Annotated in this window: 17 protein-coding genes; 7 read left to right on the top strand and 10 right to left on the bottom strand. The window is 36.1% G+C overall.

The features are described 5' to 3' along the window. Positions 1–59: 59 nt before the first annotated feature. The 10 genes from EL165_RS21685 to tssO form a co-directional block, all read right to left on the bottom strand. Positions 60–2555, bottom strand: a complete 2496-nt coding sequence (locus EL165_RS21685) for an ATP-dependent Clp protease ATP-binding subunit (RefSeq protein WP_002984186.1) — start codon at positions 2553–2555, stop codon at positions 60–62. A gap of 235 nt (positions 2556–2790) precedes the next feature. Continuing rightward, entirely contained in the window at positions 2791–3258 is a 468-nt protein-coding gene (locus EL165_RS21680; RefSeq protein WP_041462124.1) for a hypothetical protein, read from the bottom strand. Between the two features lie 90 nt (positions 3259–3348). Then, complete coding sequence (locus EL165_RS21675; protein WP_002984192.1) at positions 3349–3957, bottom strand: toxin-antitoxin system YwqK family antitoxin; 609 nt, start codon at positions 3955–3957, stop codon at positions 3349–3351. Positions 3958–3963: 6 nt separating this feature from the next. Then, positions 3964–5253: a hypothetical protein gene (locus EL165_RS21670; RefSeq protein ID WP_126358691.1), complete on the bottom strand. Its 1290-nt coding sequence runs from the start codon at positions 5251–5253 to the stop codon at positions 3964–3966. 95 nt (positions 5254–5348) lie between these two features. Further along, entirely contained in the window at positions 5349–7280 is a 1932-nt protein-coding gene (locus EL165_RS21665; protein WP_002984196.1) for a type VI secretion system Vgr family protein, read from the bottom strand. Between the two features lie 170 nt (positions 7281–7450). Then, complete coding sequence (tssD, locus tag EL165_RS21660) at positions 7451–7858, bottom strand: type VI secretion system tube protein TssD (protein WP_002984198.1); 408 nt, start codon at positions 7856–7858, stop codon at positions 7451–7453. A 376-nt stretch (positions 7859–8234) separates the two neighbouring features. Further along, the gene (gene tssR / locus EL165_RS21655) at positions 8235–10640 is read right to left on the bottom strand and encodes a type VI secretion system protein TssR domain-containing protein (RefSeq protein ID WP_002984199.1); all 2406 of its coding nucleotides are present in this window, start codon (positions 10638–10640) and stop codon (positions 8235–8237) included. A gap of 47 nt (positions 10641–10687) precedes the next feature. Continuing rightward, positions 10688–11599 carry a PKD domain-containing protein gene (locus EL165_RS21650; protein WP_002984201.1) on the bottom strand — a complete coding sequence of 304 codons (912 nt, stop codon included), beginning with the start codon at positions 11597–11599 and terminating at the stop codon, positions 10688–10690. Positions 11600–11646: 47 nt separating this feature from the next. Beyond that, a complete protein-coding gene (locus EL165_RS21645) occupies positions 11647–12171 on the bottom strand; it encodes a type VI secretion system transmembrane protein TssO (protein WP_002984205.1) in 525 nt (174 codons plus the stop codon). A gap of 11 nt (positions 12172–12182) precedes the next feature. Beyond that, positions 12183–12719 carry a type VI secretion system TssO gene (gene tssO / locus EL165_RS21640; protein ID WP_002984208.1) on the bottom strand — a complete coding sequence of 179 codons (537 nt, stop codon included), beginning with the start codon at positions 12717–12719 and terminating at the stop codon, positions 12183–12185. 179 nt (positions 12720–12898) lie between these two features. On the opposite strand from tssO, the gene EL165_RS21635 reads away from it, so the two are divergent. From EL165_RS21635 to EL165_RS21605, 7 genes are all read left to right on the top strand, one after another. Continuing rightward, entirely contained in the window at positions 12899–13570 is a 672-nt protein-coding gene (locus EL165_RS21635; RefSeq protein WP_002984210.1) for a response regulator transcription factor, read from the top strand. A gap of 315 nt (positions 13571–13885) precedes the next feature. Further along, positions 13886–14176, top strand: coding sequence for an HU family DNA-binding protein (locus EL165_RS21630; protein ID WP_002984212.1), 291 nt, complete (start codon positions 13886–13888; stop codon positions 14174–14176). Between the two features lie 366 nt (positions 14177–14542). After that, complete coding sequence (locus tag EL165_RS21625) at positions 14543–16102, top strand: Rne/Rng family ribonuclease (protein WP_002984215.1); 1560 nt, start codon at positions 14543–14545, stop codon at positions 16100–16102. Positions 16103–16427: 325 nt separating this feature from the next. Beyond that, positions 16428–16904 (top strand): OsmC family protein, encoded by a 477-nt coding sequence (locus EL165_RS21620; protein ID WP_002984222.1) that lies wholly within the window; start codon positions 16428–16430, stop codon positions 16902–16904. Positions 16905–17031: 127 nt separating this feature from the next. After that, positions 17032–17661, top strand: coding sequence for an NUDIX hydrolase (locus EL165_RS21615; RefSeq protein WP_002984226.1), 630 nt, complete (start codon positions 17032–17034; stop codon positions 17659–17661). A 27-nt stretch (positions 17662–17688) separates the two neighbouring features. Then, positions 17689–18495: a lysophospholipid acyltransferase family protein gene (locus tag EL165_RS21610; RefSeq protein ID WP_002984229.1), complete on the top strand. Its 807-nt coding sequence runs from the start codon at positions 17689–17691 to the stop codon at positions 18493–18495. A 14-nt stretch (positions 18496–18509) separates the two neighbouring features. Then, on the top strand, positions 18510–18947 hold the full coding sequence (locus EL165_RS21605; protein ID WP_002984232.1) for a hypothetical protein: 438 nt from the start codon (positions 18510–18512) through the stop codon (positions 18945–18947). The last annotated feature ends 5 nt before the right edge of the window (positions 18948–18952 follow it).

The raw sequence follows: 18952 nt of genomic DNA, 5'->3' as shown, positions 1-18952 counted from the left end.
TTTTATTTATAAGCAAAAGGCAAAAAAGCGGTTTGCAGATCTGCCTTTTTACTGTATACTTAATCTACTTTCCAGCTTAGTTTTTCTTCTTCTTTATTCCAATCTACATGGATAGTCTGCCCGGATTTCACTTCTTCTCTGACAATCATTTTAGAGATAGGTCTTGCCAACTGTGCACGAATGACTCCAGAGATCTGTCTTGCTCCGTACTTACTGCTGAATCCACCTAAAGCAAGGTTTCTCACAGCATCATCACTTATTTTTAAAGTGATACCGAGCCTTGTCAAGGATGTATGAAGTGATTTCAGCTGAATATTAAAGATTCTCTCTGCAATGGATTCTGTAATTGGTGCAAAAGGAATGATCTCTGTAATTCTTGCCAGGAACTCAGGTCTGAACCGTCCTGAATTTGACATAATCTGCATCAGTGAAGATGATTCCGGAATTTTTCCTTCTTCAAACTGTTTTACAATTTCTTCACTTCCGATATTGGAAGTAAACAGAATCAATGCATTACTAAAATCTCCTTCTTTCCCTAATTTATCATGAACTTTCCCTTCATCCATAATCTGAAGGAATACATCAAACACAGAATGATGGGCTTTTTCAATTTCATCAAATAAAACTACAGTATAAGGCTGTTGTCTTATTTTATTTACCAGCATACCCCCTTCTTCATATCCTACATATCCCGGAGGCGCTCCGTATAGCAATGCTGCGGAATGTTCTTCTTTAAATTCTGACATATCAAAGCGTACCATTGCCTTTTCATCGTTGAAAAGTAATTCTGCCATTGATTTCGCGAGCTCTGTTTTACCGGTTCCGGTAGGTCCCAGAAGGAAGAAGGATCCGATAGGTTGCCCCGGCTTATTCAATCCGCTTCGATTTTCAACAATAGCGTCCGAAAGGATTTTCAATGCATGGTCCTGTCCTACCACTCTGTTCAACAGAAGGGATTCCATATTGAGGAGTTTTTCTTTTTCCTGGGCCTGGATTTTCCCGATTGGGATATTGGTTTTTGCAGCCATTACAGCAGCCAGTTCCAATCTGTCTACCTTTTCTCTTTTCTTGGCCGCATGTTGCAGAAGTTCTGCATAAGTATCTTCAATAATCTTCTGGATCTGATCTACGGGCATAGAGTTGTCAATCGAAGGCTGTTCACTCAGTGATCCCCAAAGAATCGGGCTTATTTTGTCTCTCAACAGGTTGTAAGTCCAGATCAGTTCATCTGCTTTATCTTTGCTGTCTGCATATTCTTCCTTCAAAATTGCATCATAACTTTCTTTCCAGCTTTCAAGTTCTTTTTCGGAAAGTTCATCAAGCATTTTGATCGCGGCCATTGTTCGGTCTAACAAATCAATAGCTGCATCCGGCAATTTTTTACCTTTGGCATATCTTTTTGCAAGACGTACGCATTCCGGAAGGGCTGTTTTTTCTACTTCAATACCGTGGTGTTTTTTGTACCCTTCAAGGAGTACATCTATCATTTTGACACAGGTCTTCTCGTCCGGTTCAAGAACGGTTAACACTTCAAAACGACGGTTGAAAGCCTGTTCAGGCTCAATAATTTTTCTGTATTCTTCCTGTGTCGTGGCTCCAATTACGGTAATTTCACCTCTGGCAAGCTCAGGTTTCAGGAGATTGGCAACGTTTCCGATGCTTCCTTTCGGGTCTAATAGGGTATGGATTTCATCAATGAAAAGAATGGCTTTTTCAATTTTCTTACATTCATTGATGACTTTTTTCAGGCGGTCTTCAATTTCACCTTTATAAGAAGTTCCGGCTAGCAATGCTCCGGTATCAAGTTCTAAAAGGGTTCCGTTTTTAAGCATTTCAGGAACATTTCCTTTAATAATTTCTGTAGCAAAGCCTTCTACCAAAGCTGTCTTTCCTACTCCCGGCTCCCCGATGATGATCACATTCGGTTTGCTTCTGCGACAAAGAATTTCCACCAGCATTCTGAGTTCTTTGTCCCTGCCGATGATATTTTCGATTTCTCCTTTTCTTGCCTGTGCCGTTCTGTCTACACAGTAGCTTTTAATAGAAGGAAAGGAAGAATCTGAATAGTCTGAACCATTTGAAAATAATGATGAGAAGTTCCCATCTTCTGAAACAGTAAACGGAGTATCTTTTCTATATAGATTAAAGATTTCATGTTCTCTCAAAGGAAGTGATTTTAACTGCTGAAGAGAGAATACAACCTGTGGTTTTACAATGGCTGTAAGGATGCAGATAGGAGTAATCTCATCCAGTCCTAATTTTAAACGGATATCGTCAGCTTCTTCAATAAGGGTATCCACTGCATCATCCTGCCCTACTTCATCGGGAAGATGACTGGTTTTCGGATATTCTTCGATGCGGACATCTGCCCATTCATAGAAGTATCCCGGATCTTTATCTATGCTTTTCAGGAATTCATTAAGTCCGATATCTTTATGCATTAAAGCCTGCAGGATGTGCGGGCCACCATAAGTTCCATTATAATTTTCCTTCGCTATCGACTGAGCAATGTGAAATAGTTGCTTTACGGTTTCGTTGGTTACTAGTACTCCCATTTATAATTTTCTTATATTAATATATTTGCGTTCTGTTTTATGTGCTGATTTGATGGTTTCGATCCATATTTTCCATCCCTTTTATCAGGGTATAAAAAATTGTTCTTTTTATGATGCTAAAATTAGTTATTTTATTCTAAATGATATAAAGATAGTTAATTCTTCAAATAGAGAAGAAATATGATTTTTTGTTTTACCCTGATGACCTCTATCGGATTATAACTAAAAGAGGTTATTAATATTGCTGAATTAATGAATTCACCCTATCTACTTCATAATCAAAAACAAATTCTTTATTCATTTCTTTTTTTGAATGATATTGTCTGTTTTTTTCCTCCTCTTTATGCCCATATTGCTGATATTCGCTTTCTATTTTTCCAACTCTTACAAATTTATTTTGCTTCCAATCCTGAAAATAAAATTTTGCAACAATATTTTCTTTTACTGTAGAATTTGTAAAATCTGTATGTTCTGCATTCGTTATCGTATTTTTTTCTCTAATAATCAATATGGGAACTTTATTTTTGAGATAAACAATCAGGTTGTCATGACTCCATTCTTCTCCGGCGGATTCTATTTTTATGATATCAGGATCTGATAGTTCTTTATTTATTTTAGATATCAATTTTTGCTCAGATTTATTTTGAGAAAAAACTAAAACGGATAAAAAAATTAAGGACGTTTTTATTACTTTTTTTATCATAAGTAATCTTTTCAAATTCATTACTAACTTTTGGAATCATTGTTTTTTGTAATTCCTGAGATTGGCATTGTAGAAAAGACCCAACAAGAATTATGGATTATAAAACGGTACTGTTTTTTTCTGAAGCTCTTTTCCTGTTTTACCATCCAGAATGATTTCTTCTATTTTGTCGCCTGCAATTTGATGAGAAATTCTCCATACTTTTTTGCCTTCAAAATCCTGTTTTAATACTCTGGACTGGTAACCAGAATCATGGTAGCCTTTAGGCAGATCAATTTTATTCTTTTCGCAGTATGCAATAATATCTGCAGGTTTAAAGTCGTAGCCTTCATCCATGTTTTCCTCTTTAAGGAGCTTACCAGATTCGTCAAAATGATACCAAATACCAACTACTGAGCCTTCATTGAACAAACATCCTTTTTTCTCAATATTACCATTACCATAGAAAAATTTAGTGACCTTATAAAACAAATTATCATTATAAATTATTTCTCTATAACCTGGTGATTGAAAATCCTGAATGTAGGTATTGTTATTTTCCCGCACTTTCAAGTATCCTCTTACTGATTTCTTTTGGAAATTTTCGATATCAAATTTTTCATACTTATTATCAACAATTGGTATCATATATTTGTCTATTTTTTGAGATTGGCATTGTATAAACATACTCAACCACATTAACACTATTATTTTATTCATAACAACCTATTTTATAGATGAATTAGCTTTTTTCCATTGCCAATAATATAATGAACATCGCTTATTATCATTTCCTCCATGATGCGAATAATCTAATAAATTATCTGTCTTTCTATATTCATACGTATACAATGCATGAGAAGATGCCTCCTTATTTGCAAATGTATGGGCTAAATTCATTGAATGAAGAAATTCATGTGCTGCTGTCTGCTCGTTTTTACTTTTAAATACGACCACATAATCTGCTCCATAATTTGAATATCCGGAAACGTGCCCTCTTGCAGCATAACCATGCTCAGCAAAATAAAATGCTTTGAAATGCTTTGTATATTTCTTAGGATAAGCCTTTTCCAATTGAACTTTCAAATAATCCTGTAGTTCTTTTCCACCACTCATTTTACCAGGATCTACTTCACCACTGGTTACGAAGTCAATAAAATTTTTATCTGCTGTTAAATCTAATTCAACAATATCTGAATCATCCGATAATTTGATATATGCTTGCTCAAGATATTGATTTATCCTATTTTTTTCATCATTAATATTAGGTTTATTCTTCCCTGATCCTGTTGACAATTCCGGAGTTTTTATCTCAACAAATACAACATCTTTTTTCTTCTGTTTTGTATTATCATTGGCCCAGACATTTATTTTCCCGGCAATTGATTCAACAGTTGCTCCTGCTTCAGTTTTAAAAGCTTTTAACTCTATAGTCTGGTTACTTGTTAACTCTTTTATGCATTTGATTGTAACTTCATAATCGTTCAAAGCTATTTTCTTTTTACCTTTTATTTCTATTTTATCAGGAGTAAAAGTAAAATAATCAGATTTGGTAAACTCCAAATAATCAGCTTCTTGTTGGATTTCCGCAAAAAAAGTAATCTTAATTTCTTTATCTTTTAGGATAGATAGCCACGGTATGAAGTATTCTTCAGGAACATCTTTTCCTGTTTTATCTTTTTTCGTTTTCCATGCAACACTGAAAGGATTATACTCTTTTTTTAAGTTATTAAACATCGTTTCGCTAACCTTAAAGTATCCATCATATTTATTGCCGTTTTTTACTTTTGTTGTAAACTTGGCATCTTCATACTGATATGCTACAATATCCTCAAATTTTTGATCATTAAAAAGGCTCGTATCTCCTATTCTCATCCAATCAAAACCAAACTCTCCTTTCCAGTTTTTATTCGGTCTGAATTGCACAATCAATTGTATCAGCTGTTGTAGTGGTGGAGATTGGGGAGTATTATGACTCACCCCTTTAGCATTCCCCTTTTCAGAAATCCATTTCATGGCACGTGAAATAATACTCTCCTGAGAATACATATTATGATTTTCATGTGAGATTTTGTTGTAGGTGCCTTTTACAATTCTCGTTCTGCTCATGGTTAATGCGCTTTAGATTTCTCACCGCTGTTATTTTGTACTTCCTGCTGGGCATGTTTATTAATGGAAGCATTGGAAGTAATGTTGATTTCCTTCTCCGAAATCTCATTTCTTTCCTTCTTTGTTTCACTATGCACATCTCCTTCAATGATCTCAGTAAGCTTACCCGTAATGAATGTACTCACATTTCCTATGACCGAGGTAAGTTTCATAGCGCCTACAGTCTCGGTATTATTTAATCCGATACTATCAGACTTATTCATTCCCACCGTCGTAGTCATATTCTCCCCGACATTAATGTTCATATTTTTGCAGTTCAGGGTCATGGTTTCCGGTGCTGTGATATTGATATTACTTCCTGTAGTATCCAGATGGATCTCATTTCCGCTTTTATCAGTAATAATAATACTTTCATCTTCTGTAAAAACGATTCTGTGGCCGCTTCTTGTCTGGATAGATTTTACACGGTTATCTGCTCCACCGCCAAGGCCTATTCCTCCATGGAACATTCCTCCCATCACGAAGGGTCTGTCCGGATGGCTATGGACAAAATTCACCATTACCTGATCTCCCACTTCAGGAATTGCCACATACCCACGGTTCTGAGTAATCTGATCGGTTCCTCCTGCATCCGGACTCATTACCCGGACAAAGTGAGTGGTATCATTCATCTGCCAGTCAAATCTTACCTGAACTCTTCCCTGGCCTTCCGGATCAGCATTTGAGATTACTGTTGCTATCTGCGGTTGGGCAGCAGGTACTTTAAATTCCGGTTTGGGTAAAAAGCCTGTATCAGCCGCTATGGATTCAAAAGTTCCTGTGTAATGCCCAATTGTATCAATTTCATGAACAGCTTCAGTGACCATGACCTTTGTAAAGTAGGAAGTCTCATTGCTATCCGGCTTTCTCATGTGAATATCTGCAACGCATCCCGGATGCAAAAACGGAACGGTTGTAGATCCCGAAACAGAAAATACATTAACGGCTTCGCTTCCTGATGTACTTCTCTGGGAGTGCTCTACATCCAGATGTGTGGTTGCTTTGATAGGTGCAACCTGTAATGCCGGAGTTTTATATATTTTATCGTTATGGCTATATGCCGTACGGGCCAGATCACCCAAATGACTGACCGGTGTTTCACCTGAAGTCAGTTTTTCGTTTTTACTGCTGTTATATCCGTAATATTGAGGTTTTGTATGAACAGCTTTTAACTCTACTCTGATATTATCCGCATTGCTTCCATACATTAGCTTTATAGGTTTATTCTGAGGTGGAAGTTTTCCAAAATGCAATACTTCACCATCGTAGTAGAATTGTTCTCCATACGCTTCTGCCATTCTCGCCAGATAATTGTAATGAGTCTCGTTATATTGGCTGCTGTAAATAATCTGAGAATAATCATTGGTATCCACTCTTATATCAAACCGTTCTTTATCCAGTCCCTGTTTGATTACTTCTTCTGCAATGATTCCCATATTAACAGGTTGTCCACCGCCAAAACTCTGAATATGTGGAGCTCCATCCAGCAAAATGGTCGGACTATACCCTGAAAGCACAATATTGCCAAGACTCATCTTTTCCTGGCTGAATCCTACTTTGGTAATAACCCCAACAAAATTTCTTTCGGGGCTATTCTCAATATCTTTGTACGACATAACGGCCGTGAGACGTTTTCCAAGAAATTTATTAGCTTCTTCAAGAGTATGGCTTTGCCTGTCTCCCAGCGCATCATGAGCAAGGATAAGATTGAATTCGTGGTGGTGCCCCGCTTTTTGTTTAAGAGTGAAATGTTTATAGTACTTAATAATTTTGCCTTCTACAACCAGTGACAATTTAACCAGCCGGTTGATGCCCGTATGATGATTCTCGGATATTCCGTCGGCATTTTGTGACGGGCGGAAAGAAGATCCCTTTGTCTTTGATTCGGTTTTCATATGCTTTGTGTTTGTGTTGGTATTAAAGATAGTAATATTTTACGTAACAGACATTATATAAGCCTGTTGTAGAATAAAATCCTTTGTGTAAGTTTTTTTATTCAGGCAAAAAAAGACCGCCTTTAATAGGGACAGTCTTTTTCTTATGAATGTTGATAATGTGTGTAATATTAGCTTGACGGCCATAGACCAGCATATTGCGAAGTACCGTAGTCGATAGTTTCAGCACTTACTACGAAGCTGATCAGCATACTGTTGCTGTCAATAGCATCAAAGTCTACCTGATGTTGAATTACATATCCGTTTTCCCATTTTAAAGTGATCAGTGTTCCTTCTTCGTGAGATTTATTGAATGTGATTTCTCCTACTGTCGGCTTGTATTTACCATTTAATAAACTTTCAAGGATATCTGATTTTTCAGTAGCTTCTACCGTAACCTTGATGAGAGCGTTGGAAGGGTCTGATGCTACACGTCCTGATACGTCTGTAGATCTTGATACACTGTAATTCATTTTTAACAGTTTCTGTCCTTCTCCATTATTGAATTTTAAGATTCCTCTTGAATTTCTTTCGGCCATGATTAGTAAATTTTAATCGTTAATAATATTTTGTGATTCAGTGATTGTATAGCAAATATAGAGGCTCTTTTCCGCTAAAAAAAACTTTTCAGTATAAATCTGAGAAATTGTAGTAGTTCTACGATTTGTTGTCGTAATTCTACGACAATAGATTTAAATCCTACCCTATAACTCCCACCAATGAAGCATTTTAAGTTAAATCCCGTTTTCAAGAAAAATATTTATTTTACACATACAAGAGAAATAATAAGGGTGAAAGTTTAAATTTAAGGTACAAAATTTAAGGTTGTTATAAATTAAAACAGAGAGGTTCATTTTACAACACAAAAAAAGCAGAAGTAAATACTCCTGCTTTAATATGATTAACTTAAAAATCTTAATGTTTTGTATATTCCGGCTGTTCTGTAGGCATTCTTGACGGAGTAAAGTATTCATTAAGCCAGTAGAAAGTCTGTCCGTTCTGCTGGATTTTTACCGCTGGGTTATTTCTGTTCGCAAGCATTCTGTCTGCCAGGTTTTTATAGTGGTAAAAATAGTTTTTCACTGTTTCATTAGGAACAACTTTTGACTTCTTCCAGCCTTTCAGTTTATACTTAGCCATCAATTCTTCTTCAGAAAGATCAAATCCTGTGCTCATTCCGATAGCATAAGACATTGGCAGCTCGTAAAGCGCTCCTTTATCCAGGAATTTTATCGTAGGATTATATTTCTTAAGCAGCTTAACGTATTCTTTAATAGCTCTTGCCTGATTAAAGTCTGCACGGTCAGCCTGGGTATTTCTGTATACTTCTGTGTAGAAAGCTTTCAGATTATCATATTCCGATTCAGAAATAAGGATTCCTTTTTCTATTGCCGGTGTAAATTCTTTCAGATCTTTTGGAATATATCCTTTCACAAGGAACGGGCTTCCATAATTGATCAGCTGTGCTGCAATACCTGCAGAAACCGGATTGGTAAGCCCCGGATACAGATATTTATATTTTAAATCCACATCTGTTCTTCCTGCTCCTACTGATGAATGGAAATATTCATTAAGGGATTTATCAACCGTCTGGTTGTCCAAAGTAACCTGTGCAATAAGGCTGTCAACTGATTTCTTCAGGAATCCCGGAGTCGTAATGTCTCCTTTTTTAGGGAAGATAACGAATCCCTGGGACATACTCTGCTTAGGGTAAGCCAAAGAAAAGAATCCTGCATCACCTTCCACAAGGCTGAAATTATTCTTAGTCAAAACATCATTTTGGTCGATGATCTTTTGTTTTTTGAGTTCAGCAATATTCTTAGCCGTATTGGTAACCACATTTTCCGCCATCAATACAAAATCATTATAGGTATCGGAAGATCGTGCGCTGGTCTGGAACATGATCAGTCTTGCCTGAGCCTGAGTCAGTGAACTGATTACGCTGTACATATTGCCGCTCTGGTTAGCAGTAGTTCCTACAGTTACAACAATATTGGTTTCATCAGGAACATTTGAAAGAAGATTCCCGGCTGCAGTAAGAGCTTCTCCCACCGGCTGATAACCGTTATTGCTTGCGCAGTTCATTTCATTCGTTTTCTGATCAATAAATGAAGTGATTTTACTGTAATCTGTACTTAAAGTGGATACCGCAACATTATCCCCACATGGATTATTCTTATATAAAACCGCTCCATATTTAACATTGTTAAAATATGATGGTTTTTCAAATCTGAGCTGAAGATCCTGCAGCAATGATTTTACAATAGGGGCATAAGGCGCATTGGAAGCACTTACATCTAATGCAAACACAATATTGATATTTTTATCTTTTTCCGTGATTTCTCTGTAACGGTCAAAATAGATAGGCTCACCTAATACGTTGGATACAAAGTTTTTGCTGTAATCTAAAATATTGGTGAAATATTTTGTCTTGATATCAGGAGTTGGCGTTTCTTCTAACGGAAGATTTATCGGATAAATGTTTTCCAGAGGGGTTCTCTTATTTACATCGGTAAGAAGAATAGCTGTTTTATTAGTAGCATCTGATGCTGATCCTCCGGGATGCCCTTCATGGATTCCCAATGTTGTATCGTTAATCCCTGTTGTATTTTTAAGTTTGATGGCAGAACGTTCTCCCCATGTAGAAATCACATTTGAGCTTACCCATCCGTAAAGCCCCTTGCTGATACTGTCCATGTCAACAGAAGGTTTTTTACCTACCAGGAAACGTTTGTTATTCTCAGCCATCTTGTATACATATACAATCTGTCCGTTAGGGATTTTCACATTGGCTGTTTCAATAAGACTCGGTGAGTTAAACACCATAATAGAGTCATTTTTATAGTACCTTTCAGCATTTCTGATGACCTCGCTGTTATTAGGAACTACGGCTACTCTTACAGGATAACCTGTTTTTTCACTTTTTAAAGCGTTATTCCAGAGAAGAAGGTCCGATTCAGGAATCCAACCGTATGTCTTAACTGATTTTGACGAAACTTTTTTCATTAAAGCATCCGGAACATATTCCGCTACTTTTACCATTCCGTCTCTATGTTTCAGAACCATTAAAGGCTCAAGGAATTTTACTTCTTTGTAAGACTTCTCATCATCTTTATCCAGGTAAGCCGTATTTCTTGATCTGTCTGAAATGACGATCCATGGAACTGACTTTTTTGGATACCCGTTAACGACAGGGGAAGCATCCACCTGCCCATACTGTGAAGGCTCCGGGGTTTTCTTTGACGGCAGTTTTACCTGGCAACTCGTCAATAATACTGATAACCCTATATAATATGCTGCTAGAGGAAATTTATTTTTCATCCTATTTAATCTTTTTATGATTGGTACATCCGTAATACCGGACGAAATTATTTGCTTTGATTGATATCTACTTTCGTTACACAGTTCTGCGTGTCATCCAGGTTTACTTTTACAGTCTGGATCACCGTATTTTTGTCAAACTGAAGACCTGCACAATACATGTAGAAGTTGTTTACTTTACTGTCATTTACTTTTACCACTGTATTTTCATTGTTACACAGATAGGTTTTTAACAGGTAATTGTAATGCATATTGAAACTGTTTCCGTTTGCAATCTGCTGCAGGTGATATTTGAAATCGTTGTCAACTTTTGCATAAGAATCTTCTACAGAAATTTCATCTTCTGCAAGAGCATCATAGGCAGGAAGAATTTTAATACGGTGGTAAACAGGATCTTCGCTTTCTTCTGTATAAAGCGTTACAAGATAATCACCGGGCTTTTTATAGGAATAAATTGTAAATTTATCTTTAGCATCCGTGTTGCCGGTTTCTCCGAATTTCCATGCAAAACGCTTTGCTTCAGAAACAGCACGGAAAGGTACGTTTTCATTTTGCATTGCCTGTGCAGGAGCTTCGATTGTCGTGGTAATCTTCGCAGTATCCTTTGGCTTCTGAACGCTTCTTGCGCTTACCATTACAGGGAAAGATTTCGTGTACTTATTGTCTACGATCAAACTCACCTGATAATATCCTGGTTTATTATAGAAGTGTATACCACTGTTTTTATCTGAAGTTGTCCCATCTCCGAAATTCCATCTTTTGGTTTTGGCAAACTGGGTTTTATCTTCGAATAAAAGCGTGTCTCCTACCGCCAGTGAAGACGGATAAACCACCCCAACAATATCATCTGCCGAATGTATTACCTTTTTCTGCAGCCACAGAGCAACCAATGCTGCGATCAGCAAAGTTGCAATAACACCGATAATAATGTTTTTCTTGTTCTTTTGAAAATAATTCATAGTTAGTAATTGTGATGTGTTTTATTTATGTTCCTAGTATTTTTTGCTTACTGCATTCTTGCTTTCAGATCCTGCTCGCGCTGATAGAGCTTATTCTGCTTATCTTTAAATCCGATTCGGCATTCATCTACCTGCTTCTGGAAGATTTTAATGTCTTCAGAGGCTGTTGAAAGAACTTTCTTGTCTTCAAAATACATTTTATAGAATTTTGCAATCTGAGGATAGGCATCCTTACGGATATCCACAACGTCTGTACTGTTGAAATAGCTGTTAAGGTCATTAACGCCCAGCTGAATATTGTTTTCCATGAAAGGTTGTGGACCGTCATCGGTAAGTTTGCTGATCATGGTATAAGTACTGTCCATGATAGGAAGAACAATTTTCTGATGTTTTTCAAACGCAGCTTTCTGTTCAAGATTCTGAATTCCTCTTACATCTTCATCAGAAAAGGGAGACTGGAATCCTTTTAAAAAGATTACTCCCAAAAACAACATGGCTGTCACCAGCATCAGTATTAAATAAAAAAACTGATAATGCCTTTCTTTCTTAGATAATGTGATTTGTCCCTGCATATCTTTTCTTTTTATCTTCTTCTTTTACTTCCTGTGAAATTTCTTGTAGGATCTTTTCTAAGCTCATTGTTCGTCACTCTTATCTTACCCATACATTCATCCAGATCCCTTATGATACTTTTCTTCTGATACTCTACCTCAATGATCTTAGCTTTTAAGTTCATCATAGGTACAATCTGTTTCATGAGTACGGCATAATGCTTAAAGCTCTCCACACTGTCTTTACCCATAATGTTTTTGGCATCTCTCACATTATCCATAATATTGGTTCTGAGAAACACTTCATTCTCCACCTTATTAATACTAAGCTGGTTCATTTTGTCGTAAATATCATCAATGTGATCTTTCAGTACGTCACTTCGAAGCATCAGTTCTTTGTAGGCTTCAGCTTCACGGCTGATCCCTTCCCGCTGTATATCATAACTCTTAAAGAAGAGAAATAAGCAAGCAAAAGATACAACCGACAAAACAACAAATGACAGAATAAACTTCCAAATGCCCATTCTGACGTCAGATTTGTTCAATTTTTTTTCCCTGTTAGAAGACATAATTTGCGATTTGTTTGGCCTGTGAAAATATAAAAAAAAAAATTCATGCACAATACGTAATTTCCCCAGCCTTGTTTCGTGAAAACCCTGATTAAATTAATATTAATTTTCACTTTGATAAGTTTTTCATAAATTAGACCTCTGAATTTTAAATATCATTCGCCAAATCGATATTAAGAATGAGCAAAATATTATCTAATACCGTACGTTTTTCCATTGCTGACAGTGATTTTTATTTTAAAAAAATAATGATCAAAACACTTATGGAAAACCCCTTCTATATGCTTCTGAATGATTGTAATAACGGACATGAACTGGTAAACAGAATCTACAGAAGACAGGAAGACGTGTTCATTATTGAACTCTTTATGCCGGTATTAAGCGGGATTGAAGCAATCAAATACATCAGAAAAAACAATACCGAAACTCCTATTATTACCTATTCCGGCACCTATCAGGAGGATATGGCTGAAATTCTTTCAAAGATTCCAAATATCTACTACTGTCAGAAAAAGAGCACCATCATAAAGGATATTATTAAAGGAAGTATTGTTTCTGATGACTTCGATTACCAGGCCTATTCCAAAGAATGGGAACAGCAGCCTCTTGCCGTACAGGAATATATGGACAGGCAGAAAAAAGGGCAGGAAGAGCTTTCACCCTCTGAAATACAGCTCATGAGATTCTGCTATGAGGGATTCAGCAATAAAGAGATTGCAGAAAAGCTTAATCTGAGCACCAGAACTATTGACACTTACATCAACCGTCTTACAGAAAAGCTGGGATTAAAAACCAAGCTTCACCTTATAAGATTCTGCGTAGAAAACGGATATTATAATTCCAGCCTGTAAAATTCTGATTCAAGCAATATTTTTTTAATTCCGGTAACAAATAAGGATAATCAGAGATTCTTTCAATGTCTTTTGTAAGACTACAAAAACCCTGCAGAGCCTTCCAAAACTGTTATTTATTAATTTTTGTTCATGTTTTTTCCGCATCCTAATTCAGCCACATTATTTTATTGTTAATTATTATAACCCTGCCTTAATATGGCATATATATAAAAAGTCCTGCTCTTTGAATAAAAATATTTTGTCACTAATTTGCTAGTATTCAATTTTTTTAACTAAATTTGCACACCTAAAATTTAAAATTAAAATAAGGAAATGACAAAGGCAGAATTGGTAAACACCATCTCAAATAAGTTGGGAACAGAAAAGAATGAAACACAGAAAGTTGTAGAAGCTTTTATGCAGGAGATCAGAACTTCTATGTATAATGGGGATAACGTTTATCTAAGAGGTTTTGGATCTTTTATCATTAAAACAAGAGCTGCTAAAACAGGAAGAAATATTTCTAAAAACACTGCAATTGAGATTCCTGCTCATAACATTCCTGCTTTCAAACCTTCAAAATCTTTTGTTGAGAAAGTAAAAACTAAAGTTGCAGTAAAATAAGAACATTAACTGAATATTAACTAGTTACTAAAAAATTAAAATTATGCCAAGCGGAAAGAAAAGAAAAAGACACAAGGTTGCAACTCACAAAAGAAAGAAAAGAAGAAGAGCAAACAGACATAAGAAAAAATAATCTCTTTTTCCCGAGATTTACAATATAATAATATAGTTGGTGGATTTAATTTTTTAAAGTTCACTAACTATATTTTTGTTTGCAACTATAAGATTCCGCGGAAAACGGAGGGTTTCAAATATTATTTTAACAAACATATAATGGTTTTCATTCAAAATCCTTATATTTAATAGATGAATTAATCAAAAAAACATCCACTTCCTATAATCTTAACAATTTTATCTTATTAAAAAATGAAGAAAGAACTAATAGTTTCGCATGAAGATGATCTTACAAAGATTGCGCTGCTGGAAGACGGAAGACTATGTGAACTTCATGAGCAAGAAGACAAAAGCGATTTTATAGTTGGAGATCTGTTTATAGGAAAAGTAAAAAAACTGGCACCCAATCTGAATGCGGCATTCGTCAATATCGGATATGACAAAGATGCATTTCTGCATTATCAGGATCTTGGACCGCAGTACCTTACGTACCGAAAGTTTTTAAAAGACACTATTTCTAAAAAACAAAGCACTTCGAGCTTAAAAAATTTCGAGATACAACCCGAAATAGACAAAAACGGAACTGTAGACAAGGTAATCGCCAAAGACGATCTGGTTTTGCTACAGATTACCAAAGAACCAATTTCTACCAAAGGTCCCAGGATTTCTACCCAGATTTCATTAACAGGACGCTTTCTGGTTTTAATTCCTTTTGACAATAAAGTTTCTATTTCCAAAAAAATCAGAAGCTCTGAGGAAAAAGAAAGACTGAGAACCCTTATCGACAGTATTAAGCCTGAAGGATTCGGGGTGATCATCAGAACGGTAGCAGAAGGAAAAAAAGTAGCCGATCTTCATAATGATATGAACCAGCTGGTTCAGAAATGGGAAAGCACTTTTAAAAATATCCAGAGAAATAAAGTTCCGTCCAAAGTTTTAAGCGAAGAAGACAAAGCTTCAGCTATTTTAAGAGACAATTTTAACCAGGACTTCGTGAATATCATCTGTGATGATGAACAGATGGTGAACGAAATGAAGAATTACATTGAAGTAATTGCTCCTGAAAAGAAAAATATTGTCCAGTTTTATGATTCTCATATTCCACTTCTGGAATATTACAATGTTGAAAAACAGCTTAAACAGAGCTTCGGAAAACACGTAAACATTCCAAGTTCTAAAGGAGCCTATCTTGTTATTGAGCACACAGAAGCACTTCACGTCGTTGACGTTAACTCCGGAAACAATATTACTACCGGAACAGCGGTCAATAAGGAACACGCACTGAAAGTGAACAAAATGGCTGCTACTGAAATCGCAAGACAACTTCGCCTCCGCGATATGGGAGGAATTATCGTTATCGATTTCATAGACATGCCGAATTCTGATCACAGAAGAGATCTTTACGAACATCTCAAAGAGGAAATGAAGCGCGACAAAGCACGCCACAAAATACTTCCTCCAAGTAAATTTGGTCTGATCCAGATCACCAGACAAAGAAACCGTCCGGAAAAGCAGATCGAAACCAAAGAAGAAAACCCGAACAAAGACGGAGAAATTGTAGCTCCTATTGTTATCGTGGAAAGAATGGGTGAAACCTTAAGAAACATTCTGCAGAAAGAAAAAGGAAAAATCTACCTGCATGTACACCCATTTGTGGAAGCCTACCTTACAAAAGGCATTAAAAGTATCCAGATGAAATGGTTTATGAAATACAAAAAATGGGTAACCATTGTTCCAAGAGATTCTTTTAAATATTTAGAATACAAAATCTACAATGCTAAAAAAGAAGAATTAATAGAATTCTCTAATTAAAAAATTTAAGACCTTCAGTTGTACTGGAGGTTTTTTTATTATCTTTCTTGATATAACTTTCGGCTAAAGCCAATGGATGTTTTTGTTTATGCAGGCTGGGCTAAAGCCCACCCCTATTGATGTTGATATCCGGATGCATAATAGTTGTTTAAGAAAAAGATCTTTTATCTTTTATCTTTTATCTTTTATCTTTTATCTTTTATCTTTTATCTTTTATCTTTTATCTTTTATCTTTTATCTTTTATCTTTTATCTTTTATCTTTTATCTTTTATCTTTTATCTTTTATCTTTTATCTTTTATCTTTTATCTTTTTATCTTTAAAATATGAAAAACCACCATTACAAAACCACCATCCACTGGACAGGAAACAAAGGTACCGGAACCAGCGGTTACCGAGACTATGAGAGAAGCCACACTATTTCAGCAGAAAATAAGGCTATGATTGAAGGCTCATCTGACCCGGCATTCCGTGGAGACCGAACAAAATATAATCCTGAAGAAATGCTTTTATCTTCCCTCTCTTCCTGTCATATGCTCTGGTATCTGCACTTCTGTTCCGAGGCTGGTATTATTGTGACAGAATATACAGATGAAGCTTCAGGTATAATGGCAGAAACAGCAAATGGAAGCGGTCATTTTACAGAAGTGACCTTACATCCAAAGGTGACCGTTGCAGAAGCATCCATGATTGAAAAAGCAGAACAGCTTCATCACAAAGCGAATGAGTATTGCTTCATTGCCAATTCGGTTAATTTTCCTGTAAAACATATCCCTGCTATATTAGTGAAATCAGAAAAATAAATTCAGATCATAAAATATCAATTCACTATTCACTTGCGAAGCAAAATTCACCATTAACAAACTTTTCCTATTGGTTAATTAATGTTAAGGCCCTTATTTCTTCAAGATATATTGCTAAATTTGAGTTATGGAAAATTTTGGAAAAGATTTATTGAGAAAAATAAAAAGTGTGGAACTTCCCGGTGAGCACGCACATGGAGTCTTCTCACCTCCCTACCGTCCTGTTTTTACTTATGATGAAGTATTGGCAAAGAATCCCAAATTTGCAGCAGTCAATATTGTTCTGTATCTGAAAGACAACGAGTGGTATTTTCCATTGATTCAAAGAACTATTAACGAGCACGACAGACACAGCGGACAGATATCACTGCCCGGAGGAAAGCGTGAGGAAATGGACAGAGACTTTGCAGAAACTGCGGTTCGGGAAACCTCTGAAGAAATAGGGATAGACAAGCATTATGTAAGAATCATCAGAGAAATGTCTCCTATTTACATTCCGCCAAGCAATTTTTACGTATATCCTTATATCTCCTATACTAAAAAAAATCCTGCTTTTGTTCTTCAGCAGACGGAAGCAGTGGAAACAATCGAATTTCCGATCACATCCTTTCTCAATCTTTCAGACACCCCTGAAATTATGGCCCTGCCAAGTGCAGGCGGACATGAAGTTCCTGTCATTAATTTCAACGGATACATTATCTGGGGCGCTACAGCAATGATATTAAGTGAATTCAGCCAGTTGCTGAAAAATATGTAACTTTGCACTACCGTGTTTAATTGAGAAATGGCGAAGAAAAATATTTTCACCGATGCATTCGGAACACCTTATTTTTTGAAAAGGTTTATTATTTTTATTTTAGGTATTGTATCCTACAGAAGGTTCAATGGCTTTAATAAACTGAAGATTACCGGCACAGAACACCTTGTGGATCTTCCGGATTCCAATGTATTGTTTGTGTCTAACCACCAGACCTATTTTGCAGACGTAGCAGCGATGTACCATGCTTTCTGTGCTGTAAATAACGGATATTTAAACACGATAAAAAACCCGATCTACCTGTTAAACCCAAAGATCGATTTTTACTATGTTGCTGCCGAAGAAACCATGAATAAAGGTATTCTTCCCAAGATTTTTAAAATTGCAGGAGCTGTAACGGTAAAAAGAACCTGGAGATCCGAAGGAAAAAATGTCAACCGAATGGTAGACATGAGTGAGGTAGACAATATTATGAAAGCATTGGACAATGGCTGGGTAGCTACTTTCCCTCAGGGTACTACATCAGCTTTTGCACAGGGACGAAGAGGAACGGCCAAATTGGTGAAAAATCAGCGTCCTATTGTGATTCCAATCAAAATAAACGGATTCAGAAGAGCTTTTGATAAAAAAGGACTCCGCGTAAAGGTAACCGGTGTAAAACCTACGATGGAATTCAAAGCTCCTTTGGATATCGATTATGATAATGAAAAAGCACCGGAAATTCTGTTGAAAATCATGACTGCCATTGAGCAGACAGAAGATTTCAATCTTTTACACAATTATGATGAAGAACTTAAAGCTAAAAAATTAGAACAAAAGGATTCAAATAATTAAGTAAATTAAAAATTATGAACAAAATACTTGGAATATTATTCGCAATCATAGTATTAGTTTCATGCAACAGCCAGAAGGTATATTCGGATTTTGATATCAGCTATTCGAAAAGCGGAGGCTATGCTCCTGTTTATGAAAACCTCCTTATAAAAGGGAATAATGCACACTACTCCTTTGAAGGCCAGGGGAAAAAATACAAACAGGATTTTAAAATTTCTGATGAAGATTTAAAGAAACTGGACCAGGTTCTTTCTCAGAATAATTTCAGGAGGATACAGGAAGACCGTAAAAAATTGTATGACAATATTTCGACTTCCATCAATGTAAAGAGAGGTCCCAATGAAGGCAGCAAAACGGATGCGAGTATGATCATTCCGAATTACCAGACCAACTGGAACAATATTCTTGAGGCTTTCCAGCAGATCATTAATATTAATGTTAAAAAACAGTAAAGACA

The sequence above is a fragment of the Chryseobacterium gleum genome (assembly GCF_900636535.1).
Classification (GTDB): Bacteria; Bacteroidota; Bacteroidia; order Flavobacteriales; family Weeksellaceae; genus Chryseobacterium; species Chryseobacterium gleum.
This window is presented reverse-complemented; position numbering and strand designations above follow the sequence as displayed.

What these genes read in the sequence shown, in the direction of transcription:
- EL165_RS21685 (WP_002984186.1), bottom strand. Translation starts at nt 2,555, where the DNA reads ATGGGAGTACTAGTAACCAACGAAACCGTAAAGCAACTATTTCACATT.
- EL165_RS21680 (WP_041462124.1), bottom strand. Translation starts at nt 3,258, where the DNA reads ATGATAAAAAAAGTAATAAAAACGTCCTTAATTTTTTTATCCGTTTTA.
- EL165_RS21675 (WP_002984192.1), bottom strand. Translation starts at nt 3,957, where the DNA reads ATGAATAAAATAATAGTGTTAATGTGGTTGAGTATGTTTATACAATGC.
- EL165_RS21670 (WP_126358691.1), bottom strand. Translation starts at nt 5,253, where the DNA reads ATGAAATGGATTTCTGAAAAGGGGAATGCTAAAGGGGTGAGTCATAAT.
- EL165_RS21665 (WP_002984196.1), bottom strand. Translation starts at nt 7,280, where the DNA reads ATGAAAACCGAATCAAAGACAAAGGGATCTTCTTTCCGCCCGTCACAA.
- tssD (WP_002984198.1), bottom strand. Translation starts at nt 7,858, where the DNA reads ATGGCCGAAAGAAATTCAAGAGGAATCTTAAAATTCAATAATGGAGAA.
- tssR (WP_002984199.1), bottom strand. Translation starts at nt 10,640, where the DNA reads ATGAAAAATAAATTTCCTCTAGCAGCATATTATATAGGGTTATCAGTA.
- EL165_RS21650 (WP_002984201.1), bottom strand. Translation starts at nt 11,599, where the DNA reads ATGAATTATTTTCAAAAGAACAAGAAAAACATTATTATCGGTGTTATT.
- EL165_RS21645 (WP_002984205.1), bottom strand. Translation starts at nt 12,171, where the DNA reads ATGCAGGGACAAATCACATTATCTAAGAAAGAAAGGCATTATCAGTTT.
- tssO (WP_002984208.1), bottom strand. Translation starts at nt 12,719, where the DNA reads ATGTCTTCTAACAGGGAAAAAAAATTGAACAAATCTGACGTCAGAATG.
- EL165_RS21635 (WP_002984210.1), top strand. Translation starts at nt 12,899, where the DNA reads ATGAGCAAAATATTATCTAATACCGTACGTTTTTCCATTGCTGACAGT.
- EL165_RS21630 (WP_002984212.1), top strand. Translation starts at nt 13,886, where the DNA reads ATGACAAAGGCAGAATTGGTAAACACCATCTCAAATAAGTTGGGAACA.
- EL165_RS21625 (WP_002984215.1), top strand. Translation starts at nt 14,543, where the DNA reads ATGAAGAAAGAACTAATAGTTTCGCATGAAGATGATCTTACAAAGATT.
- EL165_RS21620 (WP_002984222.1), top strand. Translation starts at nt 16,428, where the DNA reads ATGAAAAACCACCATTACAAAACCACCATCCACTGGACAGGAAACAAA.
- EL165_RS21615 (WP_002984226.1), top strand. Translation starts at nt 17,032, where the DNA reads ATGGAAAATTTTGGAAAAGATTTATTGAGAAAAATAAAAAGTGTGGAA.
- EL165_RS21610 (WP_002984229.1), top strand. Translation starts at nt 17,689, where the DNA reads ATGGCGAAGAAAAATATTTTCACCGATGCATTCGGAACACCTTATTTT.
- EL165_RS21605 (WP_002984232.1), top strand. Translation starts at nt 18,510, where the DNA reads ATGAACAAAATACTTGGAATATTATTCGCAATCATAGTATTAGTTTCA.